The sequence below is a fragment of the Rhizobium sp. WW22 genome (assembly GCF_047041135.1).
Taxonomy (GTDB): Bacteria; Pseudomonadota; Alphaproteobacteria; order Rhizobiales; family Rhizobiaceae; genus Rhizobium.
In genome coordinates this window covers 1,560,615-1,584,240 of record NZ_CP178199.1, presented here as the reverse complement: position 1 = coordinate 1,584,240, position 23,626 = coordinate 1,560,615, and the positions used below count along the sequence as shown (strand labels likewise).

Here is a 23,626-nt window from a genome sequence, read left to right as displayed (position 1 = left end):
GATGAGCCTTGCGGTGAGGATAGCGCCGGACGACTCGCTGCGGCGGTTTGAGAGCAACAGGTGGCGAAAGCAGGATTGCAATGAGTTCAGCACTGGCTCCCGATCAGCTTGGCCCGACGGTCTGCGTCGGGGAAATCCTCGTGGAAATCGTTGCCACGACGGTCGGTGATGGTTTCAGGGAGGCACAGCCGCTCATCGGTCCTTTCGCCAGCGGTGCTCCGGCAATCTTCATCTCCCAATGTGGGCGGCTTGGCGGCAGCGCGGCGATGATCGGCGCCGTCGGTACCGATGATTTCGGCCGCGTGAATCTCGAAAGGCTGAAGGGCGACGGGGTCGATATCTCGGCTATTTCGGTCGATCCCGATTATCCGACGGGCAGCGCCTTCGTCCGCTACCGCAAGGACGGGTCTCGCGACTTCGTCTACAATATCGCGACCTCGGCAGCCGCGCGCTTCGGCTGGAGCGATGATGTCAGCAATCTCATCGGTCGTGCCGGGCATCTGCATGTCATGGGCTCGGCATTGTCGGTTCCGAGTGCGCGCGAGGTGATCGACAAGGCCGTCGACATCGTCAAGGCTCGCGGCGGCACGCTGTCCGTCGATCCCAACATCCGCAAGGAATTGAAACTCGACGACGATACCGAACGCCGGTTTTCTAGGCTTGTTGCCGCGGCCGATCTATTGTTGCCCTCCGGAGAGGAATTGGAGCGTGCGACCGGCGTCGAGGGCGAAGCCAATGCGGTCCGCCGTCTGTTCGAGATCGGCGTCAAGGAGATCGTGCTGAAGCGGGGAGCGAATGGCGCGACCTATTATGGCTGCGACGGCGAGCGCATCGATGCACCGGCCTTTGTCGTCACGGAGGTCGATCCGACCGGTGCCGGCGATTGCTTTGGCGGAGCCTATCTTACCTGCCGCCGCCTGGGCATGCCCGTGAAAGACGCCTTGACCTATGCCGCTGCTGCCGGCGCGCGCAATGTCACCGTCATCGGCCCGATGGAGGGTGCCGGTACCAAGGAACAGCTCGACGCGTTCATCGCAGCCACTGAAAGGCATTCCTGATGCAGATCCATCTCGGCGAACTGGCGAGGCTGAGGGCCGAAGGCCGCCAGGCGGGAATCACCTCCGTGTGCTCGGCCCATCCGCTCGTACTCAGGGCTGCGCTCCGGCATGGCCGGCTGCATTCAAGCACAGTGCTGATCGAGGCAACCTGCAATCAGGTCAATCATCTGGGCGGTTATACCGGCATGACACCGGCCGATTTCGCAGCGCTGGTGCAACATATCGCCGAGGAAGAGGATTGCCCGTCGGAGCTGGTAGTTTTGGGCGGCGACCATCTGGGACCAAATCCCTGGCGGGATCGCCCCTCGGAAGAAGCCATGGCCGAGGCGGAAAAAATGGTAGCCGCCTACATCGAGGCCGGCTTCCGAAAGATACATCTGGATGCCTCGATGGGCTGCAAGGACGAACCGATCGCGCTCGACGACGAGACGACAGCCCGTCGCGCCGCACGCCTTGCCGCTGTGGCGGAGGCTTCGGCTAGAAGAAGTGGTGGGGCCATGCCGGTGTATGTGATCGGCACCGAGGTTCCGCCACCGGGCGGCGCAGATCACGCCCTGACTACAATTGAACCGACCGCGGCTGCCGCCGCCCGCAAGACGATAGACATTCATCGCCGCGTGTTCGAGCAGGCGGGATTGAGGGAGGCGTTTACGCGCGCCATCGGATTGGTCGTCCAGCCCGGCGTCGAGTTCGGCAATCACAATGTCATCTTTTACGATCGCAGCAAGATCGCCGAACTGAAGTCGCTCCTGGCCGACGAACCGCAGTTCGTCTTCGAGGCCCATTCGACCGACTATCAAGGTACTACACCCTTGACCGCTCTCGTCGAGGACGGCTTCCCCATTCTGAAGGTTGGTCCCGAGCTGACATTCGTGTTGCGCGAAGCCCTTTACGGCCTGGATCTCATTGCTTCCGATCTCGTGCCCGACTATGGCGAACGGCCGCTCTACGCGGCCGTGGAAGCGCTGATGCTCGCGCAGCCGAAAAACTGGAGCCAGCATTATTACGGAACGGAGGCGGAGAAGCGCTGGCTGCGGCATTATTCGCTGTCCGATCGCATTCGCTATTACTGGGCGTCATCCGACGCGCAATCCGCTGTCGAGAGATTATGCGACGCGTTGCGCGGTAAGACCGTGCCGCTTCCGTTGTTCTGGCAGCACATGCCGGCTGCACGGCACTTCGCGGATGCGCCATTGGAGCCGGAGCAGGTTTTGATATGGCGTATCACCCGCAGCCTCGCGGATTATCACGCAGCCTGCGGAGCCATCAAACGATAGCTAGCTGATCGAAGGAGGAGATCATGGAGGAACTGAAAGGGAAGATCGCCGCGGTAACCGGCGCGGCATCGGGGATCGGGCTCGCCTCGACTGAGGCCATGATTGCGGCGGGAGCGAAGGTTGTCCTCGTCGATCGAGATGAGAGAGCATTGGCATCGGTGTGCGAGCGCCTGGGCGATCTTGCGATTCCGCTTGTTGTCGATCTGCTTGATTCGGAGCAGTGCGCCGCGCTACTGGAGGGCATCCTTGCCAAGGTCGAGCATCTCGACATTTTTCATGCCAATGCCGGCACCTATATTGGCGGCGATCTGGTGGAGGCCAATCTCGACGCCATCGACAGGATGCTCAACCTGAACGTCAATGTCGTCATCAAGAATGTCCGCACGGTCGCGCCGCATATGATCGGGCGCGGGACGGGCGATATCATCGTCACGAGTTCGGTCGCTGGGCATTCGGCGATCCCGTGGGAACCTGTCTATTCGCCCTCGAAATGGGCAATGACCAGCTTCGTTCAGGCCATGCGGCGCCAGCTTCTGAAGAGCGGTATTCGCGTCGGCTCCGTTTCTCCAGGCCCGGTCATCAGCGCCCTGCTTGCCGACTGGCCGGAGGAAAACCTGCGCAAGGCCAAGGAAGCCGGCGCCCTGATCGAGCCCAAGGAGGTCGCCGACGCCATCATGTTCATGCTGACGCGCCCGCGTAACGTGACGATTCGCGACGTCGTGGTTCTGCCGAGTGCCTTCGACATCTGAGGAGCGAAGCATACGGCATCAGGAAAATTCCGGCGATAGCGAGCGCGCTTGGCATGTGGATGCCCGGGAGGCTCTTATTTGTCGCCGGAAGATGTCTCACAATCACGGAGCCGGCCTACTATATCTGGTCGAGCCTTGATCCCGCGGATGGCGACACCTTTGTAATCGTGATTGAATTCACTCAACCTTGATGTCGCAAATGATCTGGATATTTTACCAGATTAAGTAGTACGCTTTCGACACCGATAGGGATTCTTCGCGACTTCAGGCCAAGAATTCACCGTCGAGGAAACGATAAACAGGTAGTTGTCATGTTTCTAGAAGCAGCTCTTTCCCGTTTGATCAAAATCGGAACGCTTACGGTCACTTTTCCGGACGGTTCCACGCGCAGTTTCGGTACGGGAGCGGAACCGCGTGCAGCGATGAAAATCAATACCACCCGCGCAAAGCGCCGTCTGCTCCTCAATCCTGCCCTGGCGCTGGGTGAGGCCTACATGGACGGCGAAATCGAGCCAGGATCCGGCGATCTCTATGAAATGGTGGACCTGCTTGCCCTCAATTTGATGGAAGGGGGGACCCATCCTTTCGAGAAACTGATGGAAAAGATCCGTTGGCTGCGGCGAAATCTCGATCAATTGAATTTTGCGGATCGTTCCAAGCGCAATGTGGCGCATCACTACGATCTCGATGCGCGGCTCTACTCCTTGATGCTGGACGAGGACAGGCAATATTCCTGTGCCTATTTCCCCATCGGTGACGAGACGCTCGAGGAAGCGCAGCTCAAGAAGAAGCGGCATATCGCCTCGAAACTCATGCTCGATCGTCCGGGCCTGGAGGTTCTGGACATCGGCTGCGGATGGGGCGGCATGGCGCTCTATCTTGCTAAGGAGTTCGGCGCGCGCGTCACGGGCCTGACCCTTTCGGAGGAACAATTGGTGGCCGCAAAAGCCCGCGCGAAGGACGCCGGGCTCGAGCATATGGTCACGTTCGAACTGCTGGATTATCGCTCCTGGACGCGCCCGGTCGATCGCGTCGTCTCGGTCGGCATGTTCGAGCATGTGGGCATCAACCATTATAAGATCTTCTTCGACAAGATCCGCTCCATGCTCAAGGAGGACGGCGTCGCGCTGATCCATGCAATCGGCCGGGCCGATGGTCCCGGCAGCACCAACCCGTGGATCGCGAAATATATCTTCCCCGGCGGCTATTCGCCGGCGGTATCCGAAGTCCTGTCCGTGGTCGAGAAATCCGGTCTCTGGACGACCGACATCGAAATCCTGCGGCTCCATTATGCCAAAACGCTCGAGCAATGGCGTGACCGCTTCATGAAGAACAGGAGCGCCCTCGCAAAACTCTACGACGAGCGGTTCTGTCGCATGTTCGAGTTCTATCTTGTCGGGTCCGAACTTGCCTTCCGTCGCATGGGGCACATGAACTGGCAATTGCAGCTGACGAAGAATGTTTCCGCCCTGCCGCTGGCCCGAGACTACATGGTCGATATCGAGCGGGCCCGGGCGGCCATTGCCGAGCAGGGAAAGATGGGACCGATCGAGGCCGCGAGCGCGCGGGCGAAACGGGATCTGACCTTGCACGACGAGCGCAAATCCCGTCAGCAAAATCAATCCGGCGGGGAGTCCTCGCGGAACCTCTAAAGCCTGCTTGCAGGCAGTTATGAGGGCCTTGGCTGGGCACGATATCTTGCCCGGCCTTTTCTTCCGTAACTATGCGGTACATGCTGCATCTTGGAGGCGATTGTGTTCTGCGTATGCAATCATAAAGTTTAAGTGTCGATGCCTCTGCGGACGCTCGACATGCCCGCGGAAGCGCAAGGCCCTGTGGCTTCTGGCACACACTCGCCGATTGAGTTTGTATGATCATGGTATTGGTAAACTTGTCATCATCGGTCCCGAGTGGCTATGAGGTCATCATCACTTAATGATGAGACATGTCGCCTCTTCGGCCTCATCAATCGAAGAAGCGATATTAATGTGCGGGGCTTGTTAGGATAGGATGCGATCAACCAAGACTGAAAAGACTCTTTCCCGGCGAGCTTTCATGCTGGGGTCGATCTCTGCGACTGCGGCGCTTGCGGGCTGTGCCACCACAGCCTCTGTTCCGACTCCGATTGCAGCCCCGGTTCGCACGCCGCCGGTCGTTCCTGTGGCGTCAGAACCTCAGAGCATCATTACATCGGATCCCGAGTTCGAAGCGCGCTATGCGTCCGTGGTTGATGGCGGCCATGTCATTCCGGCCGTTCCCTATCGAAAGCTGGACCCGAAGTTTTATCGTCAGCGCGTTCCCGATCCGACAGGCGAGGCACCCGGCACAGTCGTCGTCGATACGGCATCGAGATTTCTCTATGTCGTTGAGCGCGGCGGCACGGCGATGCGCTATGGTGTCGGCATCGGCCGCGATGGCTTCGCGTGGCAGGGCGAAGGTATCATTCATTGGCGGCAGCATTGGCCGCGCTGGAAGCCGCCGGGCGACATGATTGCCCGCAAACCGGAACTCGCGAAATATTCCGTCGCCAATGGCGGCATGGACCCGGGCATCAAGAACCCGCTGGGTGCCCGTGCGCTCTATATCTTCCAAAATGGCAAGGATACGCTCTACCGTCTGCATGGCTCGCCGGAATGGCGCTCCATCGGCAAGGCAGCCTCGTCAGGCTGTGTTCGCCTGATCAACCAGGATGTCATCGACCTCTATGAGCGCATCCCCTATCACGCGCGAATCGTCGTTCACCAGTCGCCGCTTCAAAGCAAGGCGATTTCCGCCTGAGCGAAATCGGCTTCCTCGGGGGGCGCCGATGTTTCGGGGCGGTGTAGCGCCGCACGAAATCTTGACATGTGTGCGACTGAGTAGCACTTTAGCGTCTAAAGGAGATTGTCTCGTGAGCGTCAAGTCGTCGATATCGTTGACCGATCAGCAGGATGCGTTCGCCCGTTCGCTTGTCGAGACCGGCCGCTATTCCAGCCTGAGCTCCGTTCTCCACCAAGGTCTGGAACTGCTGCGACAGAAAACGGAAGCCGAAGCGGCCGAGACGGAAGGGCTGCGCAGGCTCATCCAGCGTCGCGTTGATGGACCGAAGATCCCTGCTCAGGAGATGGAAGAGCGGATCGAGAGCATGATCGAGCGCAAACAGCGAGCTCCTCGTGTGGAGCCTTGAATATTCCAAGGATGCCGATCTCGATTTCGAACTGACCTTCGATCATCTGTTTGCATCCTATCTCGATCTTGGAGACTCGGCTGACGAAGCTCTGGAGCGCGCTGCTAACCGTATTCGCGAACTCCATCTGGAAATCAATCGGTTGGTCGAAACCCCATATATCGCAACATTGCAGCCGGATATCTATCCTGGCATCCGCTTCCTGCGGCGTGACAAGGCGGCCGTCTGGTTTCTGCCGATCGAGGAACGCAAAGCGATCATCGTTGCAACGATTTTCTTTGGCGGTCAGTATTATATCAGGCGGATGCTGGCGCGCATGCTGCAGCGATAAGGATCAATTGTCTGTTCGAATGGGGTTTCCGGCTTCGAGCCGACCCATCGTCTTATTGGTCGCGACCCATTGGCATCCTCCTGGTGCCACTTGTGCAATCTGCATGTAATGTAGCCGCAATCTTTGGCTGTCAGTGGGGCGAGGGATGGCGACGGCCGTCCTTTGGGGGAAGGTCATTGCGAATTCTGCTTCTTGAAGATGAGCCAGAAATGGCGCGCGCGCTGCTCGAAGCGCTGCGCCGCCGCGACGTGCTCGCCGATCATGTCCGCACCATTGCGGATGCCGACGTCATGGCGCGTGTCGGGAGCTATGATGTCCTTGTGCTCGACCGCCGGCTGCCTGACGGCGAGGGGCTGGACCTCGTGGCGGCATTGCGCCAACGCAAGCATCCCGTGCCGATCCTGGTGCTGACTGCGCTCGGCAGCGTCGACCATCGCGTCGACGGGCTCGATAGCGGCGCCGACGACTATCTTGCCAAGCCTTTCGCGATCGAGGAGCTGCTTGCCCGGCTGAGAGCACTCCAGAGGAGGAGCCCGACGGTATCCGATCGTTATCTGAATTTCGGTAATCTGAGCGTCGATCCGGCAACCAATGACATTTTCGTCGGCGGCTCGCTGGTCGAATTCCCGCGCCGTGAATATCTGGTGCTGGAGACGCTGATGCGCCGCCCGAACCGCATCGTCACGCGGCCGAGCCTGATCGAAGCGGTTTATGCCCTCGAGGACGAAATCGGATCGAACGCTCTGGACGCGCACATCTCGCGCATTCGAAAGAAGCTGCTACTGGCCGAAGCAACGGTCGAGATAAGGGCCGTGCGTAACATCGGCTATCTGATCCGGGCGAAGGCATGAACCCGGAGCGCAGTCGATCGTTGCGCTGGGGGCTTATAAGGCGCCTGATTGCCTTGCAGGCCTTCCTTCTCGTTCTCTTCTTCGTTCTTCTCGTCGGCTGGATCTGGATCATCAATCCCGAGCTGGAAGACGCCAATGAGGAGGCCGTCCGGGTCGTCGCTCAGCAGGTGACCAGAGACGATGACGGCCAATTGCAGGTGGCGGAGACGCAGGAGGTAGCAGAGCTGAAGCGGCGCTATCCTGAACTCTGGTTCATGATCCGGGATCACAAGGGAATACTCTTTCAATATGGAGAGATACCGACGACCGCTCTCAACGAGAACTTCCCGTGGACGATAGATCGGGCAAGGGTGGAGGCTGGCAATGGAGCCCATGCCACGGTCGAGAACAGGGAGACCTCGGTTGGCAAGCTGCAGATTGTCGCGGCCACCGAGCGCGGCTTTGATAATGACGGCTTGAACGTATGGATCAATATGCGGGTCGACGTTGCCAAAGGTCCCAATGGCGAAATTCATTGGCTCAACGTCCTGCCGGCTCTGGCATTCGTGATCTTCATCGGCGTCTTTCCGATACTGGCGGTGACTGGCGTGGCGACGCTGCTCGTCACGCCACGTGCCGTCGGCCGGTCGCTGAGCGGGCTTGTGGAAACGGCAACGCAGGCGCAAGCGATCGATTTCGACACACGCTCGGCCCGTCTCGATCGATCCAAGGTGCCGACCGAGATTATCCCCCTCGTGGATGCCTTCAACCATGCCCTCTCGAAGCTGGACGAGGGGTATAACAGGCATAATCGCTTTCTTGCCGATGCCGCGCATGAGCTGCGGACGCCGATTGCGATCGCGCGGACGCGAGCGGACCTTCTCCCCGAGGCCGAAGTCAGCCAGCAGGTGCGCGATGATATCGACCGCCTGTCTCGCGTCGCCCATCAGCTTCTGGAAATGCAGGCAATCGGGGTGGTCGAACTGCGGGCGGAGAAGAAGGACCTGAATGTGCTGGTCGAAAACATCGCTGCCGACCTTGCGCCGATTGCCATGGATGCGGGCTATGATTTCGATTTCGAGCCAAACCCGGAGGAGGCGGTCTTCGTGATCCAGACCTCGACGATCGAAATGGCGGTTGTCAACCTGATCCGAAATGCGATCGATCACGCCGGAGGTAAGGGCTCGATCATCGTTCGTGTCGGCGCTGGCGGTACGATCGACGTCTGCGACGAAGGCCCAGGCATTCCGCCGGAGGAGCGCGATCGTGTCTTCGAGCCGTTTCGCCGCATCAACACCAGTTCGTCCGGTGCTGGCCTGGGGTTGAACCTGGTCAAGAAGGCGGCTGAGCTCCACGGCGGACGGGTTTCGTTCCCGGACACCGGTAGCGGTTTTTGCGTGCGCCTGCAGATCGGTTCTATCCCGCCCACTGTCCCAGTTACAGACATGGGCTGGCGGCAGAAGCCGCAAGTGCCGGGCTAAAACGGCGTGTGCTAGCTATTGCCGCGCAGAATCCTGAAACTGTTTTCATTTTCACAAGCGGTCGGGGCTCGGATATTCGATTTTCCGAAGCCGAGTTCCCTGATAGGGTTTTGGGGAGAGACTCCAACGGGATAAGGTCATCCTCGGTGACAGCGGTCCGCGCCATATTGAGATCGTCAGCTTGTTGATCGATGCGGGCGCAGACGTCAATCTAGGGAACAATGATGGCGCAACGCCGCTGCAGCATGCGCGCAGTCGTGGTTACGCTGAGATCGTGAAATTGTTGGAAACGGCGGGGGCGACGTAACGCAGCATTCCGGCTTCCAATGCTATGCAATACGACAGGGAGGTACATGTCTCAGCTTCCCGAAACGATGAGAATAAAGGGCTTCGATAATGGAAAGAAAATACTACTCCTCTCTGGGTGGCCATCCGCCGCAAAGCGATCTGCTGACGGGGCGTGCCGTATTCACGGAGGCCTATGCGGTCATTCCGAAGGGCGTGATGCAGGACATCGTCACCAGCTATCTGCCCTTCTGGAACGAGACGCGCTGCTGGGTGATCGCCCGGCCGCTTTCGGGTTTTGCCGAGACCTTTTCGCAATATGTCATGGAGGTGGCGCCAGGCGGCGGCAGTGACCGTCCGGAGCAGGATGCCGAGGCCGAGGGCGTGCTGTTCGTCGTCGATGGCGAGATCGAGTTGACGCTGCCATCCGGCAAGCATGTTCTTCAGCCGGGCGGCTATGCCTTCCTGCCGCCGGGGTTGAAATGGTCGCTGCACAATCGCTCCGGCGCCCATGCCCGCTTCCATTGGGTTCGCAAGGCCTATGAGGCCGTCGAGGGGCTGGCCCATCCTGAGCCGCTTATCTTGAACGAGAAGGACATTACGCCATCAGCCATGCCGGGTACGGAGGGCCGCTGGGCAACGACCCGCTTCGTCGATCCGTCCGACCTGCGGCACGACATGCACGTGACGATCGTCACCCTGCAGCCGGGTGCCGTTATTCCTTTCGCGGAAACCCATGTCATGGAACATGGCCTCTATGTGCTGGAAGGGAAGGCCGTCTATCGCTTGAACCAGGATTGGGTCGAAGTCGAGGCCGGCGACTTCATGTGGTTGCGCGCCTTCTGCCCGCAGGCTTGTTATGCGGGAGGTCCAGGCCCGTTCCGCTATCTGCTCTACAAGGATGTCAATCGTCATATGGCGCTGCGTCCATTCGGTTCGCGCCGTTGAGCCGATCGCCTCCCCGGAGCGCCTGAGTGCCCTTGGTACTGGGCGTTTCGCGAACGAGCGCTGTAACGTCGGAGATATGCTTTCACTGACCTCTGCCGTCCGGCTTTTGAACATCGTCGCCGGCCGGCAATCCGATCTCGATCAGCGTATGGCTGATTTTCTCGCGCGCTTCGAGATAGGCCGAACCGGTGTTACGAGACGGCAAGCCAACATTGGCGGCCGTCGAACCAGGCCTCAATTGCAGTGCCGTCGCCAAAGCCTGTTTCGCTTCATCGGTCCGACCCAGTCGTTGATAGGCGGTTGCCAGAAGCATATGAGCGCGTCCTGTTCCCGGCGTAATTGCAATAGAACGCTGCAGCCATCTGACGGCGTCTTCATTGCGGTCCAAAAGCAGATCTGCAAAACCTGCTCCCAACAACCATGTCCAGCGCGAGACATCCGGCGTATCGAAGCGATCGGCCTGTTCGAATGTTGCAAGTGCATCCTCGAACCGGCCCAGCTGAACTTGCGTCAAACCGAGGTGAAACAGCGCTGTCCCATCCCACGGATTGAGGCTCAACGCCCTTGCACAAGCCACAAGGCTTTCTGCAAATTGGTTGGTTACGGTCAAAAAGCGGCAATAGGTTCCAAGTACCGGAAGGAAGTTTGGCCGGGCTTTCAAAGCACGTTCCAACAGAGATCTCGCGTTATTTTCCGCAGCCCTGCTTTCGGCGGGATTGTACCAGGCAAGCTGAATTCCGCGCAGGTGCAGCGCCGCCAAAGCAATTTGCAGATCGACATTATCCGGTTGTTCGGCGAGATATTTCTCCAGTATCGACCGAGCCGTCGCAAACCGTTCATGTGTCGTCTGATTGATCGAGGCGGAGGCCTGCTTTATCGCGACACTGGCGGCGTCAGCCTGAGGGGCACTGTCGGTTTGACCGAATTTGTTCAAGCGAACGGCAAGATCATAGCCAGCCCCGGCAGCAAGCCGAGATGCGAGGCGCTGTTGGTCGGGCTCGCTGGCATCCAGCTTGACTTCGGCGACCGATACGACCTCCCGGCTGCTCGCATTGATAAAGCGCGTTTGAAAGATCCATGCTTGCGGACTTCTTTGCAGTTCCCCCTGTAGAAGGAAATCCGCTCCATCGGAGCGATTGAAGGTGGGCTTGCCTGATTTCGCCGGCTCGGGTTCCTTGGGGATCACGAGGCGGATACCATCGATCCTGGCAAGGCCATTGATCATTTCCGCAGCAACGCTTTGTGCTAGAGCGGCGCTTTGGGCATCGCCAACAGTATCGACGATCGGCAGGACTTCGATGACAGGTCGGCCGTTTCCTGAAATGCCGCCAAATCCCGAAGAAAAGACAGCGACACCGAAAATCATGGCAAGCATGCAAAGAAGTGTGGCTCCGCCGAGAACCAAGGCTTTAGGCAAGCCTAGCCAATGGCGAGGTGCGATGGGGTAAGTTGCCGGAGCGTCGGCAATCGGCGTATCGCTCAACGCCGGTCGCGGGTCCGGACCTTCCTGTCTCGTGGATACCTCAGCGGTAAACAGATAACCGCGGCCCGACACAAGCTTGATCATGTGCCGTTCCGTATCACCCAATGCCGTGCGTATTTCGCGAATACATTGAAAAAGGCTGTCTTCCCCGACATGAATCCCGGGCCAGACAGTATCCATCAGTTCCTGCTTGCTGACGGACGCCTATTGTTTGCAACGAGGAATTTCAGCAATTCAAAGGCTTTAGGGCGCAGCTTGATGATCGAGCCGTCAGGTCCGTGAAGCGCGGCGCGATCTGGATCGAGGACGAACCCAGCAAAACAAAACACCTACTCTCACCGATCCTCATCTGAAGTATCGAAAATACCATGAGTATAAAGAGGGCTTAACTCCCCAGTCAACGTGCCGATACCCGCCGAGGCGGAAACAGATTTTCACTTGCATTCATGGGTGATGATCTCGGTCACGAGCAATCAAGTGCCTGGTGAAGTCGATAATTCAGAAAAATTTCAGAAAATATCAGAAGCTCGCCGAGCCTCATCAGGACATCCAATCTCGTTCCAACTACCATCGGGCGATATTTTTTTATATATTTCATCAACCGCTGATAAGCTGAGGCTCAAGATGTGGACAAGAAGGGAACGAAGCAATCTTTCGATTGTTAACCGTTTCTCTCCACCGATATCCGCGGCGGCCCCGATTGAGCACCGATGTGCTGGACCTCGCTCAGCCGACACAATGGAAAGAACCGTTTATGGGAAGAGTGCTTGATTTCCCCCCTCATCGACCAGCGCATCCTGCCCGGGCAATGGAGGCACCGTCTCCCGGCAAGCCGAGCGAACTGATCGAAACGGCGCAATTTTCTTCCGCCGTTTTCTTACTGGCACGTAGCTTCGCCGCTGTTTACGAATCCTTGCCTTGGACTGCGGCGCTTTTTGCCACCCAACAACGCCGGCTCTTATGTCACGCCGCATTGAGCGACTACTTTCTGGCCGTTCGCAGGGCCGGGGCGGGATTGACCAGAAACGGTTTTGGAAGTCTCGCCCGGCAGTACGGGATTGCCAGCCGCAATACCGCCTACGCATTTTTCGACGAAGCGCTGCGATACAATATCATTCGTCCGGTCGCAGGTTCCAGAGGTGGTCCTTCGGATGAGGTCGGGCCTACGCACTCAACACTGTCGATGCTGATCCGCTGGTACAGCCTGCATTTCCAGGCGCTCGACCTTATAGACGGAGGAGGCAGGGCGGCTCGGTTCCTTATGGAGCCGCAACGCATGCTGATACTCATCGAACCGCTTGCGGCACATGCCTTGTTGACAAGCCGGGAGGTACGCAGCCCTGGGCCGCTTCATGCCATCTTTGCCAGCGGCGATACGGGGGGATTTCTGATGGATCGCCTCATCGCCGGAATAGATCCGGAAACTGTGGTGGGACAGGGACGGCTCCTGACGAATGTCAGCTCGATTTCCTCTCTAGCCTCATCGTTCGGCCTTTCGCGCGCCCATATCAGCGGCAAGCTCGCAGCAGCTGAATCGATCGGTGCCGTCGGTTGGAGCGGCCGGCGAGGGCGTTCATACATCTGGATCTCGTCCGGCTTCTACCAGGAATATGCGCGTGCGCACGCCCGCAAACTACGCATTCTGGATGACGCCTTCACCGAAACTTGCACTATTTTGGCGTCGTTCCCGATAAAATCGGCGGCTACCTCCGATAGCTGAGATCCTTTGTGCAATGATCAGTTTGCAAATGAAGAACTCGGCTGATCAAAAGGCGGTTGAACGGTAGCAGCAAAGCTCCGTTCTGCAATACAACTTCAGAATAACCTGAAAGTAAGCTTTCCCGAATAAATATAGTTTCCAGGTCTCCGAGGCTCGCCGAGGCTGCTGCTGATTGGAAACGCCATGCCATCGATCGATATCATCGTTCCGAAGTATGCGCCGCGCCGATGGCAGGAAATCGTGGTCGCGCGTCTGCAGGCAGAAGGGCACGATATCGCTGTCGTACATGAAGCCGGGTCGAATGCGTGGCCGGCCGCCATCAATACAGCCTTGGCTATCGAGCGAAAAATCTTCCGCCGGCGCGATCTGGCGCTTGCCGCTCCTCTGTCGGAGATCCCCGCCCGCAGTCGCGATAGGTCTGCAGTCCTTCGGCTGGATCTTACCGGCCACGCTGCGCCATTGGACATTCCGACCATCACATTGCGGTTCGACGGGGCGCGGTCGGACCTGTCGGTCGCGAGGTCGGTTGCCGCTGGCGCTTTGCCTGTTATCGATGCCGTCCTGGACGGAAAAACGGTGGTAGGTCGAGCCTGGCCGATGATCGATCGGCGGGAAACCGTGTCGCTTGGCGCGGAGGATGTGCTCGCCCGTGCCGTCACGCTTGCTGTTTCCACGGTTCGTGCCTTTGCCGAAAACCGGCTCGTTATGAACGAACCGGTGTCCACAGTATCTGAGAATCTCGTCAGTGGAGCGCTGGGCTTTGCATCCGCTTGTCTGACCGGCGCCTTGCCACGCCTGGGCCGAGAAGCGATGCGACGCGCGCGCTTTCGCCACGCGCATTGGCGTGTCGGTTATCGTTTTATAGATGGGCCGGGTGTTGCGAGCAGCTGTGAGCTTGGCGATGGCTGGTCCGTGCTGCCGGATGCGGGAGATCGCTTCTATGCCGATCCCTTTCCGTTTCAATGGCAGGATCGTTTCTTCCTGTTCGTGGAAGATTATCCGCATACAACCGGCAAGGCAGTCATCTCGGTCGTGGCGTTCGATGCCACAGGGAAGCCTGGAGAGCCGCGATGCGTGCTGGAAGAGCCTTACCATCTGTCTTACCCGCAGGTCTTCGAGCACGGCGGCGCGATCTGGATGCTTCCTGAGGCAAGTTCAGGCGGAAAACTCATCCTCTATCGCTCGATAGAGTTTCCGGATCGCTGGGCTCCCGAGGCCGTGCTCATCGAAGGCGAGATTTCCGATGCGACACTGCTCGAACATGGCGGGCAACTCTGGTTGTTCGCAACCAATCGCGATGGTCACGGCAGTACGTCCGATACGCTTGTAGTCTTTCACGCACCACGGCTTGCCGGCCCCTGGACGCCTCATGTGTTGAACCCGGTTCTCATCGATCGTCGCATGGCCCGCCCGGGAGGCGCCTTCGTCCGCAAGGGGAGTAGTATCTATCTACCGGTCCAGGACGGAACGCTCGGCTATGGCGGCGGGCTCGGCATCTCGCAGTTGCTGGAACTGGATGAGAAGACGGTTCGCCTGTCGCCGCCCCGACCGATTGCGGCGCGTGGCGACTGGCCCTATCCGAAAATCCATACGCTCAATCGTTCAGGCCGACTGGAGGTGATCGACGGGATTGCAGCCGTGCGGAAGTGAGCGGGACAGAAGCAGGGCTTCGTAGCCAGCGCACATGCGCGCCGGCGAATATTGCTCCTTCAGTTGCCGTCCGGCGGCGGCCAGTCGGGCGGCTAGCTCGGGCCTGGCGATGAGTTCGGTAAGTCCTTCGGCCATTCCCTTCGCATCGGCATCGACGAAGAGTGCGGCTGCTTCGCCCTCATCTGTGGTCAGGACTTCCCGCAGGACATCGAGCTTGCTTGCAACCACCGGCAGCCCGGAAATGGCCGCTTCGACTGCGGCAAGACCAAAGGTTTCCGTCAACGAGGAAAAAGCATAGGCGTCTCCCGCTGCGAGGAACTCGAAAATGCGTGAGGGAGGTACTTCGCCGACGAGATGCAGCCTGTCGGTGACGCCATTGGCTTCGGCAAAAGCGACAATCGCATCCTGCTCGGGGCCGGTGCCGGCGATGGCGATATGAATGTCGGACAGATGGACGAGGGCGCCGACGAGCGCGATCTGGTTTTTCGACGGCGCCATGCGGCCCGAAGAGACGGCGAGCCAGGCGTCTTGAGGAAGACCGAAGGCCGCGCGCGCCGCCGCCTTGTCGACGGCGACCGAGGGCGCAGGAACGCCGTGGTCGATGCGGGACATCCGGCGCCGGTAGGCTTTCGGAAAGCTGTCGAACTGCGCTTCCGTCCAACTCGAATTGACGATGTTGGCATGATAGGCGCCGAAAGTGCCCATCAGCTTGTCTATCTGCGTCAGAATCCCCCTGACGCCTCTGGTCTGTGGCGCACCGCTCTGGTTTGCGATGATCAAGTCCACGCCGGCGAGCCGCGCGCCGATGGTGCCAAAAATATTGCCATAGTGCTGGAAGGTGACGACCGCATCCGGCCGAGCGTTGCGCAGGTAACCCGCAAGTCCGATGGCAGCCCTTATCTGGCCTAGCAAGCCGCGCGGCGGCTTGGTGAGGATGAAATCGGCGTGCGGATCGCGGTCGTAGACCTCGGTCTTCCGATACATGAAGACGGTGCGAACCTCATGGCCGCGCGCGCGCAATCCCTCGCCGACCATATCCGAAATTCGCTGTGCTCCGCCCGCTTCCGCCTGGGTTTGGACCTGAATGATTTTCATGAACGGCCTTTTAGGAAAGAGCGGGCGGCAAGTGCGTCTTCGCCGGCGAGGAAGCCGAGGATTGACGGGTTGATGCCGATGGTGCGGCGTGCGATGAACACGGCGGTCACGCACCAAACGATGATCGTGCCGGCGATGGCGAGCGCCGCACCGATCGGGCCGAGCCAATAGGTTAGCACGGCCGTCGCGCAGAGCCCGAAGGTGTTGACGATAACCAGCAGCTTGAAAAGCGCGTGCTGAAGGCCCGTCAGCTGCATCAGGATTTCGGTCGGCCCGCAAGCAGTGCCGATTGTCGCGCCGATACCGAAGATGATCAGCGTTACCTGCATCGTCGGCGTGGCATAGGCATGATTGAAGATCGACAGAATCAGGTCGCCGAAGATCAGGAACGATACCAGCACGCACAAGGCGATGATGAAGCCGCCCAGAGCGGCAAGACTGGTGATACGCTGCACATGTGCCTTGTCCCCGGTGTAGAAGGCAGCCGAGATCTGCGGCGCAAGCGCCTGGTTGATGCCGTTGAGTGCCAATACGACCAGCCGCATCGTTCGATCCGCGACGAAAATCGCGCCGGCGGCCTCGGGGCCGAGAATGGCCGCGACCAGCAAGGTGCTTGCCTGGCTAAGCGCCGGCGGTAGCGCGGTAACGCCCCATAGCCCGAGCGTCACCGTCTTGAATTCGGTCTTCTGTTCTGTCGTCAGCGGGCCACGCTGGGCGCGGATCGTATCGCGAAAGAGGACAAATGTCTGGGGTGCGATCATCAGGAGCAGCAACCCGGCTGTGAGATAGGTTGCGGCAACTGCGCTCATCTTCAGCTGCATGAAATGTGCGAGCACGAAAACCGGGATTGCCACTGCTCGCCAAACGACATCGCGCGGCAGCAGTGCGAAGATCAACGCATTCTTGGCGCGAAGAGCACAGGCGACGAATTCCGACCAGCCGAGCGCGAAAGCCAACACCATGGTCGCCACGCAGATCGGGAGCCATTCGGGCATCTGAGCGCCAGCGAATGGCAAGAAGCCGATGATGAGAATGAGCAGGCTGAAGCTTGCAAGCCCCATGAGAGCGACAAGAATGGAGCGGGCCATCACACCGTTTGCGGAGTTCAGGTCGTTGTTGCCGGCATATTGCGGCCAGAACCTGAGCACGGCGCTTTGCTGGCCGACTATGGCGAAGAAGGAGACTAGGCTCGCTCCGGCATAGGCGGCGCTATAAAGGCCGAACTGCCGTTCATTGGTCGTCATGGCGACGGCGACGAACATCAGGAACGAGAGGCCGGCGCTGGCAAGCTTGATCACACCGGCAACGGCGCCGCTCCTGGCTAGAGCGCCGATCGACAAGCGCAGGTTGCTCGCTGGCGGCGGCGTTTCGGCCGATAAAGTATCGCTGCTGCCAGCTTTCTCACTCAACGACCTGTTCCCGTGTTGATTGTTGTCGACCGAATGGCCCATAGCACCTGAAATAGAATGTATCTCTAATATCGTAAGTACTCATGCTTGCGCCAGAACGAAGTCGCAACATGGTTACTTGCGATATCTGAAGTTGATCACACGCTCTGGTGTAAATTCAACGGATGATTAACATTATTCACTAATACTGAATTTAGTGATGTGTGATGAGCCGGAGACCCGCGGCCCGCGGAGAGGAACTGGATGAAGCCGTTTAACATTGACGAGCGCTCGCTTCCGCCGCTGTTCGATGTCGGTGCCGTGTGGACCATCCTGTGGCAACGCTGGCTGACCGTGCTGGCAAGCACTTTGGCCGTGCTCCTGCTGGCGCTGGCTTACCTTGTGGTGGCAAAGCCGAGCTATACCGCGACAGCTTCCGTCATGATCGATCCACGCGATCCGCGCGCGACGAATCTCAACAATGTTCTGCCCGGCATCGGCAGTGACAGCGCGGCCATCGCGAGCCAGGTATTCGTGATTGAATCGCGCGACCTGCTGATGAAGGTCTTTGAGAGCGAAAACATCGAAAACGATCCCGAATTTGCAAGCGGCGGTCTGCTGTCGCGTATCGGTCTGGCTTCGCATCCCACGAAGGATTCGATCTTCAGGAGCTTTCAGCGTGCCGTCACCGTGGAGCGTGCCGGGCTTACCTATGTCATTGATGTCAGTTTCGCATCCCGCTATTCCGACAAAGCGGCCCGGATCGCCAATGCGATTGTCAATCGCTACAGGGCCGGTCTGTCGGGGGAGCGAGAAACTGCAAACAGCGACGTAAACTCCCTGCTCGCGAGCCGGATCGGCAATCTCCAGAAGAACGTCAGCGATGCCGAGCAGGAGGTCGGAGATTTCAAGGTCTCGCATCAGATTCTGGATGCTTCCGCCGGAGGCACGCTGCAGTCCCAGATCGACAAGCTTACGGATCAGTTGATCAGCGCGCGAAGCGAGGCGGACCAGGCCAAGGATAAATATGCCCAGGCGGTTGCCGCAGGCACCTCACCGGCGGGTCTTGCCAAGCTTTCGGAAATCCTGTCTTCCGAGGCGACGGTCAAACTCCGCGAAAACTACAATCAGCGGGCGGCCGACCTCGCCAATTACGAGGCCATGTATCAGCCGCGCCATCCGATCATCAAAAGGCTGCGATCCGAACTGGACAGGATGCAGGGCCTCATGACCATCGAGGCGCAGCGGATCACGCGGGAATTGAAGGCAAAGTCCGATCTCGCCGCGCAAAACGTCACAGCACTTCAGGCAAAGCTCGATGATCTCCGCCAGAAGCTGGAAAGCTCAAATGCCGCGCAGGTGCAGTTGCGGCAGCTGGAGGCGAAGACGAAGGCGGCGCGCACTGTCCTTGACGATTTCCTGAAGCGCGCCGAGGAAACATCGCAGATGCAGGGCCTGCAGCTACAGGAGGCGCGGGTAATCAGCGCTGCCGCTCCGCCGGTGCAGCCGACCTGGCCCAAGCCGCTGCTGCTCTTGCCGGTCAGTGCAGCGCTTGGCCTTATTATCGGCTGTGGTCTTGCCCTGGTGCGCGGCCCCAAACATCAGCCGGAGCAAGATCCGACCAGCCCCATAAGAGGCAGCCTCCTCGGCGTCGAGCCTTCTCGGCATGCCGTAAAGGAGACCGTAAAACCGGAGCCGGTCAATCTTGGAGAGTATCGGCTGCCTGGTCTTGCCGGCTCCGGCGCCTATCTCAGCATCCGCGCGATGCGAAGACGCTTTTTCCAGGCCGGAAACGAAGCCTTTTCACGGGATGTGTTGCAGCTCATGCGACGCATCATTCTGCATCTGACCGAGCATCCGAAGCCTTACGTGCTGCTGGTCTCATCGCTTCATACGCCGGTTGCGGCGAGACTGGCGGGGGCAATGGTCGGCATTGGCCTGCAACAGGCCGAACAGAACGTACTTGTGGTCGAGTTTGGCGATCAGCCGGGTCCGGGAGCATCGGCGCATAGTGGTAACGGTGTCTTCGTGAGCGGTGCGAGCGGTCTGCGAACGGTCGTATACAACAGGCCAGTTGCCGAGAATGGGAAGCCACCGGGAGGTCTCGGCCTTGACGACATTTTGGCCACTGCCGGCTCCTTCGATTTCGTGCTTCTGATGGGACCTTCCATCGTTGGCAGCTGGGATCCCGCGCTTTTTGCCGAAGCGGATCTCATGCTTTTTGCGCTCAGCCCGGCCGAGGAAGCGGGGGAAATCACCAGCTTGCTTCGTCAGCGCTTCGATGCCGATCAGATCGGGCGCAGCGCCACGTTGACAATTGCACCGGAGCAGACAGAGACGCAAGGTGGCGAGGTGGTGCGAGCGATCCGATCGGCTGACGACGGAGAGCAGGGCAGCCGAATCTCTGCGAGGGGGTGACCGTGGGGCGCAGCTTGCGATCGACGTTGCTATCACGCCGAAGCGCTCTCAAGCTGGCAGGCGGCTCCATTCTGGCTGCTCTTCCGGCTGCCGGCGCGGCCCGTGCGGCGGCCAAGCCCATCGTGCCTTCATGCGGCATCAATCTGCCGGGATGGTTCGATCGCGGCGATGGCGTGGCGCCAAGCGAGCCTGTGCTCGAAAAGCTTCGTCAATTGGGCTTTCAAACGATCCGTTTGCCGATCAATGGCGATCTACTGTCGGCAGGCGATACGACCACCCTCCGTCGCATCGAGGCTGGCGTGGCCGACCTCAATCGGCTGGGCTTCTCGGTCCTTGCCGACATGCATCCTTCCGAAAGTCTACATACGGCTCTCCGTCAGGATTTCGAGGCCGGTTCGCAAAGGGTGGCCGAGGCATGGATGGCGCTAGGCAGCGTCCTTGCGAACCTTTCGGATGAGACGGTCTATGCAGAATTGTTAAACGAGCCGCCTCTGCGAAATGACGCGTGGCTTCAACTAAGGCAACGGCTTGCCGAGGTCGTGCGATCGAAATGTCCTAACCATACGCTGATCTGGGGGCCATCACCCTCTCAGGGCATCTGGGAAATAGGCGAGACGCCGCCCCTTGCCGACGATAATCAGATTGCTGCCATTCATTTCTATTCACCCACGGCCTTCACTCATCAATGCGAGACCTGGGATGCGTCGCCGTTGGCGCGGATTTCGAATTTGCCCTTTCCCGCGACCATCGAGACGTCGCGGGTACAGCAGAGCATCGGAAAGCTGCGAGCGGCCGGGGACGAGCAGGCGGCAAGCCTTATCGAGGAACAATTGGCGACACCCTGGACGGAGGCTGCGATCGCCGCCGAATTTATGAAGTTGAGGCGCTGGTCCGAGACATATGACTGCCCTGTCATGATGAACGAATTTGGCGTCCTCAACTTCTGCGTCGATGCCGAAAGCCGTCGGTTCTGGGTTCGGGCCGTGCGGCAGGCGGCCGAGAGCAACAAGATCGGCTGGGCCTATTGGGAGCTTGATCAAGGTTTTGGCATCATCAGGAGCAGAGGCAGCATTGAGGGCTTTGATGATGCCATGATCGCGGCACTTCTGGATAGCAGCAACGGCGGCTGAAAAGCGGCGGAATATGGCCATGTGGAACGGCAACTGATGCGGATAAATGGAGATTGGCGATGAGTATTACCGGAGGTCGCGCCGGCTTCGGGGCGGGAGGCCTGAGCGGACTTCGTTCGGACGCCCTTTTCCATCTTTTCATCGCCATCCTCGCGGTCGTCGCTTCCGTCTCTGCCTTCGCTGTCTGGACCCCGTTCGGGGTTGCCGCGACATTCGCGTTGACGCTGGTTTTGTCGATTGCTCAACCTGGCTGCATCCCGCTCGTCATTGCCTGCTCTTTTCTCTATCAAAATCTCGTGGTCGCCTGGTTCACGCCTTTCGTGCCCGATCACAATACGTTCGATGCGCTGCGCGGTGCCAATTTCGTCATTCTCATGACTGCATTCGGCGCCTTCGCGATGGCTTCTTTCCAGTATCGGGTGAGGGCTCTGACCGAATTGCGGCCATGGCTGACATTTAGCTTCATGCTCTGCGGTATAGTGAGCTTTTATCTTGCGCTCGGCGCTGTTCATGGTGGGCCGAAGGATGCCGTCATCTATTTCCGCAATACGATCACGCCGCTTGCGTGCTTCCACATCGCAATTCTCGCAGCCAGCCTCTATCCCGTTGATCTGCGCAAGGGCATCTTTTGGCTCTGCGCCGTTGCCATCATCTACGGTTATCTGGAACAGATTTTTCGGATGGATTTCCTGAGCCTGTTTCATGGCGATCTCTACATTCACCGTGGCCTGAAAGCGCAGATCGAGGCCGGTGTCTGGGAAAAGAAGCTGAGGGAGACCGGTTTCGTGCTTCGCGGTATCGAAGACACGATGATGACGACCTTTTTCAACATCAAGCTGTTCAGCGACCTGTTTCCGCCGATCTTCCGCAATGGCGGCCCGAATTTTCACCCGATCAGCTATGCCTACGGCTTGAGCATCATGTCTGCCTGGCTCCTCTTCAAGGGGCGCTGGCTGCTGCCGATTGCGGCCTTGCCGCTATTGCTCGTCATCGGCTCCAAAGGCGCGACATTCATGCTGCTTGTCGCGATCGGCGCCCGGCTGATCTATCGCCCATCGCGCGCGGAACTGACGCTGCTTGCCGTCGTCGCGCTTGCGGTCGTCTGGACGGTCGCTGCCATCCTCTTCGGCGCCACCCATGGCGACTACCATGTTCTCGGCCTGATCGCAGGCGTTCGCGAATTCCTGCACAATCCGTTCGGGCAGGGCCTCGGGATCGGCGGCAATCTTTCGAGTACGAGCCTCAATCTGGATTGGGACCGGGCGCAGGATGAGGGGGTTGCCTCCGTCCCGGTTGAAAGCGCTGTCGGCGTCATGCTCTACCAGATGGGCGTGGGCAGTTTCGTCTTCTTCGGATTTCTTGCCGCATTGGCGCTGTCGGCCCGCAGGCAGCTGCTCGCCACCGGTGAGCCGGATTTCCTCTTTGCCTTCGTCGCGATCATCACGATTGCATCCAATGCGGTATTGCAGGAAGAGGCATTTTTCTCACCGCTCGCGCTTGGCTTCTGTCTTCTGCTTGTCGGTGTTTCCTTTGGAACGCGATGGCGCTTGCTTGGTATTTCACGAGGCATGTCCAGCCAGCCGGGCGAGCATATGCCGTCGCCCTCGCTTTGAGCCTGTTGATCTTCTGTCTTGCTTGCATGGCGACGTTCATTCGGTAGAACGAATAGCCCGATTGGACTGTGCACAGTCCTTTGCGGAAGCTGCAAAAAACCGACTTCGGCTCTTTATCAAGAATCAGGAGCCGAAGATGACGAGCTCCGTGAATGTCAGGTCTCCAAGCGAGGGCGGTTTCGGACCTTTGAAATATTTTGTCCCGCTTCCGGCAAAGTAACGTCCTACGAGACCGGGCACCGGCCCGTTCGCGTCGACGACGCAGAGAAATATGCCTTTTCGCAGGAGATGGCGACCAAGTGCGCCGGCACACCGGCTGAGCTCCTCGGGCGTGCGGCTGTAAATTACCTGGGCGCTCGGGACAATGCCATGGAAGATGCGGCGTGTCTTGAAAACGAAGGGAAAGGCTTCGTCGCCATCGACACAAATCAACGACAGGCATCCGAGTGCCGCATGCTGGAGAAGAATCTCCCTATCGCCCTCCGAGAGCATCGACATTTCGGCAAGGCCGGGACTTGCTTCGAGCACCCGATAAGGCTGCCTAACAGCACTCAGCATCGGCAGAAACGCCAGTTGCCCGTCCGCATAGCGGCGAAAGCCGAGCGCTTCATTGACCTTTATCGTTCCCGGCGCCGGCGAAACGTTGATGTAGGTGACATTCTTTCGTCTGAGCGCCGCGATAACCATCTTGCCGGCGAAAGCGCGGTATTCCGGATCGACGGACCAGCTCGACAGATTGCAGCGGAGCTCTTCTCCTTCCAGTCCTTCATGCCGGAAATAAAGCGCCAGCAGGACACCGACGATGCGTCCGGACATGTCCAGAACGAAGCCGTATTTCGGCAGATCGGGCACGAAAGGCCGTTTTTCCATCCGTATGACGGCGCGCTCCCAATAGCTTCGATCGCGCGTCGGAAAATTTCTGCGGAGACAATCGATGATACCATCCCAATCGCTCTCCTCGATTGATCGGCAAGTAAGTCCGGGAGGAAATGCGCCTAAAACTG

At 59.0% G+C, this 23,626-nt stretch carries 20 protein-coding genes and 1 pseudogene; 16 read left to right on the top strand and 5 right to left on the bottom strand.

The genetic code is table 11. The features are described 5' to 3' along the window. Window positions 1-80 precede the first annotated feature (80 nt). From ACK83U_RS26305 to ACK83U_RS26255, 11 genes are all read left to right on the top strand, one after another. Complete coding sequence (locus ACK83U_RS26305; protein ID WP_112603278.1) at window positions 81-1,058, top strand: sugar kinase; 978 nt, start codon at window positions 81-83, stop codon at window positions 1,056-1,058. Continuing rightward, window positions 1,058-2,335, top strand: coding sequence for a D-tagatose-bisphosphate aldolase, class II, non-catalytic subunit (locus ACK83U_RS26300; RefSeq protein ID WP_112603280.1), 1,278 nt, complete (start codon window positions 1,058-1,060; stop codon window positions 2,333-2,335). The genes ACK83U_RS26305 and ACK83U_RS26300 overlap by 1 nt, the downstream gene beginning before the upstream one ends. Before the next feature lie 23 nt (window positions 2,336-2,358). After that, on the top strand, window positions 2,359-3,084 hold the full coding sequence (locus tag ACK83U_RS26295) for an SDR family oxidoreductase (RefSeq protein ID WP_112603282.1): 726 nt from the start codon (window positions 2,359-2,361) through the stop codon (window positions 3,082-3,084). Between the two features lie 311 nt (window positions 3,085-3,395). Continuing rightward, entirely contained in the window at window positions 3,396-4,736 is a 1,341-nt protein-coding gene (locus tag ACK83U_RS26290; protein ID WP_112603284.1) for an SAM-dependent methyltransferase, read from the top strand. Window positions 4,737-5,139: 403 nt separating this feature from the next. Then, entirely contained in the window at window positions 5,140-5,862 is a 723-nt protein-coding gene (locus tag ACK83U_RS26285; RefSeq protein ID WP_412474921.1) for a L,D-transpeptidase, read from the top strand. A gap of 112 nt (window positions 5,863-5,974) precedes the next feature. Then, window positions 5,975-6,250 carry a type II toxin-antitoxin system ParD family antitoxin gene (locus tag ACK83U_RS26280; RefSeq protein ID WP_112603288.1) on the top strand — a complete coding sequence of 92 codons (276 nt, stop codon included), beginning with the start codon at window positions 5,975-5,977 and terminating at the stop codon, window positions 6,248-6,250. After that, window positions 6,237-6,581: a type II toxin-antitoxin system RelE/ParE family toxin gene (locus ACK83U_RS26275; RefSeq protein WP_112603290.1), complete on the top strand. Its 345-nt coding sequence runs from the start codon at window positions 6,237-6,239 to the stop codon at window positions 6,579-6,581. Before ACK83U_RS26280 ends, ACK83U_RS26275 begins: the two co-directional genes overlap by 14 nt. 176 nt (window positions 6,582-6,757) lie before the next feature. Beyond that, window positions 6,758-7,432, top strand: a complete 675-nt coding sequence (locus tag ACK83U_RS26270) for a response regulator transcription factor (protein WP_112603292.1) — start codon at window positions 6,758-6,760, stop codon at window positions 7,430-7,432. Beyond that, complete coding sequence (locus ACK83U_RS26265; RefSeq protein ID WP_112603294.1) at window positions 7,429-8,892, top strand: sensor histidine kinase; 1,464 nt, start codon at window positions 7,429-7,431, stop codon at window positions 8,890-8,892. The genes ACK83U_RS26270 and ACK83U_RS26265 overlap by 4 nt, the downstream gene beginning before the upstream one ends. A gap of 181 nt (window positions 8,893-9,073) precedes the next feature. Beyond that, window positions 9,074-9,199, top strand: a complete 126-nt coding sequence (locus ACK83U_RS26260) for an ankyrin repeat domain-containing protein (RefSeq protein WP_210294679.1) — start codon at window positions 9,074-9,076, stop codon at window positions 9,197-9,199. An 89-nt stretch (window positions 9,200-9,288) separates the two neighbouring features. Further along, window positions 9,289-10,125, top strand: coding sequence for a bifunctional allantoicase/(S)-ureidoglycine aminohydrolase (locus ACK83U_RS26255; protein WP_015342569.1), 837 nt, complete (start codon window positions 9,289-9,291; stop codon window positions 10,123-10,125). Window positions 10,126-10,207: 82 nt separating this feature from the next. Here the strand turns inward: ACK83U_RS26255 and ACK83U_RS26250 are convergent, their stop codons facing one another. Together ACK83U_RS26250 and ACK83U_RS26245 are read right to left on the bottom strand one after the other, a co-directional pair. Further along, on the bottom strand, window positions 10,208-11,692 hold the full coding sequence (locus ACK83U_RS26250; RefSeq protein WP_412475037.1) for a tetratricopeptide repeat protein: 1,485 nt from the start codon (window positions 11,690-11,692) through the stop codon (window positions 10,208-10,210). Between the two features lie 24 nt (window positions 11,693-11,716). After that, window positions 11,717-11,788, bottom strand: a pseudogene (locus tag ACK83U_RS26245) (hypothetical protein); the annotation flags it as partial. A gap of 520 nt (window positions 11,789-12,308) precedes the next feature. On the opposite strand from ACK83U_RS26245, the gene ACK83U_RS26240 reads away from it, so the two are divergent. Both ACK83U_RS26240 and ACK83U_RS26235 read left to right on the top strand, forming a co-directional pair. Then, the gene (locus ACK83U_RS26240; RefSeq protein WP_246698971.1) at window positions 12,309-13,328 is read left to right on the top strand and encodes a hypothetical protein; all 1,020 of its coding nucleotides are present in this window, start codon (window positions 12,309-12,311) and stop codon (window positions 13,326-13,328) included. 183 nt (window positions 13,329-13,511) lie between these two features. Next, window positions 13,512-14,978, top strand: coding sequence for a hypothetical protein (locus ACK83U_RS26235; RefSeq protein WP_112603302.1), 1,467 nt, complete (start codon window positions 13,512-13,514; stop codon window positions 14,976-14,978). Here the strand turns inward: ACK83U_RS26235 and ACK83U_RS26230 are convergent. Together ACK83U_RS26230 and ACK83U_RS26225 are read right to left on the bottom strand one after the other, a co-directional pair. Then, window positions 14,931-16,073 (bottom strand): glycosyltransferase family 4 protein, encoded by a 1,143-nt coding sequence (locus tag ACK83U_RS26230; RefSeq protein ID WP_112603304.1) that lies wholly within the window; start codon window positions 16,071-16,073, stop codon window positions 14,931-14,933. The genes ACK83U_RS26235 and ACK83U_RS26230 overlap by 48 nt on opposite strands. Then, window positions 16,070-17,482: a lipopolysaccharide biosynthesis protein gene (locus tag ACK83U_RS26225; protein WP_412474920.1), complete on the bottom strand. Its 1,413-nt coding sequence runs from the start codon at window positions 17,480-17,482 to the stop codon at window positions 16,070-16,072. The genes ACK83U_RS26230 and ACK83U_RS26225 overlap by 4 nt, the downstream gene beginning before the upstream one ends. 243 nt (window positions 17,483-17,725) lie before the next feature. Here ACK83U_RS26225 and ACK83U_RS26220 point away from each other — a divergent pair, with 243 nt between their 5' ends. The 3 genes from ACK83U_RS26220 to ACK83U_RS26210 are packed head-to-tail and all read left to right on the top strand — an operon-like array spanning window position 17,726 to window position 22,622. Further along, window positions 17,726-19,879 (top strand): GumC family protein, encoded by a 2,154-nt coding sequence (locus ACK83U_RS26220; protein ID WP_112603308.1) that lies wholly within the window; start codon window positions 17,726-17,728, stop codon window positions 19,877-19,879. Between the two features lie 2 nt (window positions 19,880-19,881). Then, the gene (locus ACK83U_RS26215; protein WP_112603310.1) at window positions 19,882-21,009 is read left to right on the top strand and encodes a cellulase family glycosylhydrolase; all 1,128 of its coding nucleotides are present in this window, start codon (window positions 19,882-19,884) and stop codon (window positions 21,007-21,009) included. A gap of 59 nt (window positions 21,010-21,068) precedes the next feature. Continuing rightward, window positions 21,069-22,622 carry a hypothetical protein gene (locus ACK83U_RS26210; RefSeq protein WP_112603312.1) on the top strand — a complete coding sequence of 518 codons (1,554 nt, stop codon included), beginning with the start codon at window positions 21,069-21,071 and terminating at the stop codon, window positions 22,620-22,622. A gap of 123 nt (window positions 22,623-22,745) precedes the next feature. Here ACK83U_RS26210 and ACK83U_RS26205 read toward each other — a convergent pair whose 3' ends face one another. Next, entirely contained in the window at window positions 22,746-23,492 is a 747-nt protein-coding gene (locus ACK83U_RS26205) for a hypothetical protein (RefSeq protein WP_112603314.1), read from the bottom strand. Between the last annotated feature and the right edge of the window lie 134 nt (window positions 23,493-23,626).

What these genes read in the sequence shown, in the direction of transcription:
- ACK83U_RS26205 (WP_112603314.1), bottom strand. Translation starts at nt 23,492, where the DNA reads ATGGAAAAACGGCCTTTCGTGCCCGATCTGCCGAAATACGGCTTCGTT.
- ACK83U_RS26250 (WP_412475037.1), bottom strand. Translation starts at nt 11,692, where the DNA reads ATGATCAAGCTTGTGTCGGGCCGCGGTTATCTGTTTACCGCTGAGGTA.
- ACK83U_RS26265 (WP_112603294.1), top strand. Translation starts at nt 7,429, where the DNA reads ATGAACCCGGAGCGCAGTCGATCGTTGCGCTGGGGGCTTATAAGGCGC.
- ACK83U_RS26300 (WP_112603280.1), top strand. Translation starts at nt 1,058, where the DNA reads ATGCAGATCCATCTCGGCGAACTGGCGAGGCTGAGGGCCGAAGGCCGC.
- ACK83U_RS26210 (WP_112603312.1), top strand. Translation starts at nt 21,069, where the DNA reads ATGAGTATTACCGGAGGTCGCGCCGGCTTCGGGGCGGGAGGCCTGAGC.
- ACK83U_RS26235 (WP_112603302.1), top strand. Translation starts at nt 13,512, where the DNA reads ATGCCATCGATCGATATCATCGTTCCGAAGTATGCGCCGCGCCGATGG.
- ACK83U_RS26305 (WP_112603278.1), top strand. Translation starts at nt 81, where the DNA reads ATGAGTTCAGCACTGGCTCCCGATCAGCTTGGCCCGACGGTCTGCGTC.
- ACK83U_RS26295 (WP_112603282.1), top strand. Translation starts at nt 2,359, where the DNA reads ATGGAGGAACTGAAAGGGAAGATCGCCGCGGTAACCGGCGCGGCATCG.
- ACK83U_RS26285 (WP_412474921.1), top strand. Translation starts at nt 5,140, where the DNA reads ATGCTGGGGTCGATCTCTGCGACTGCGGCGCTTGCGGGCTGTGCCACC.
- ACK83U_RS26255 (WP_015342569.1), top strand. Translation starts at nt 9,289, where the DNA reads ATGGAAAGAAAATACTACTCCTCTCTGGGTGGCCATCCGCCGCAAAGC.
- ACK83U_RS26290 (WP_112603284.1), top strand. Translation starts at nt 3,396, where the DNA reads ATGTTTCTAGAAGCAGCTCTTTCCCGTTTGATCAAAATCGGAACGCTT.
- ACK83U_RS26220 (WP_112603308.1), top strand. Translation starts at nt 17,726, where the DNA reads ATGAAGCCGTTTAACATTGACGAGCGCTCGCTTCCGCCGCTGTTCGAT.
- ACK83U_RS26230 (WP_112603304.1), bottom strand. Translation starts at nt 16,073, where the DNA reads ATGAAAATCATTCAGGTCCAAACCCAGGCGGAAGCGGGCGGAGCACAG.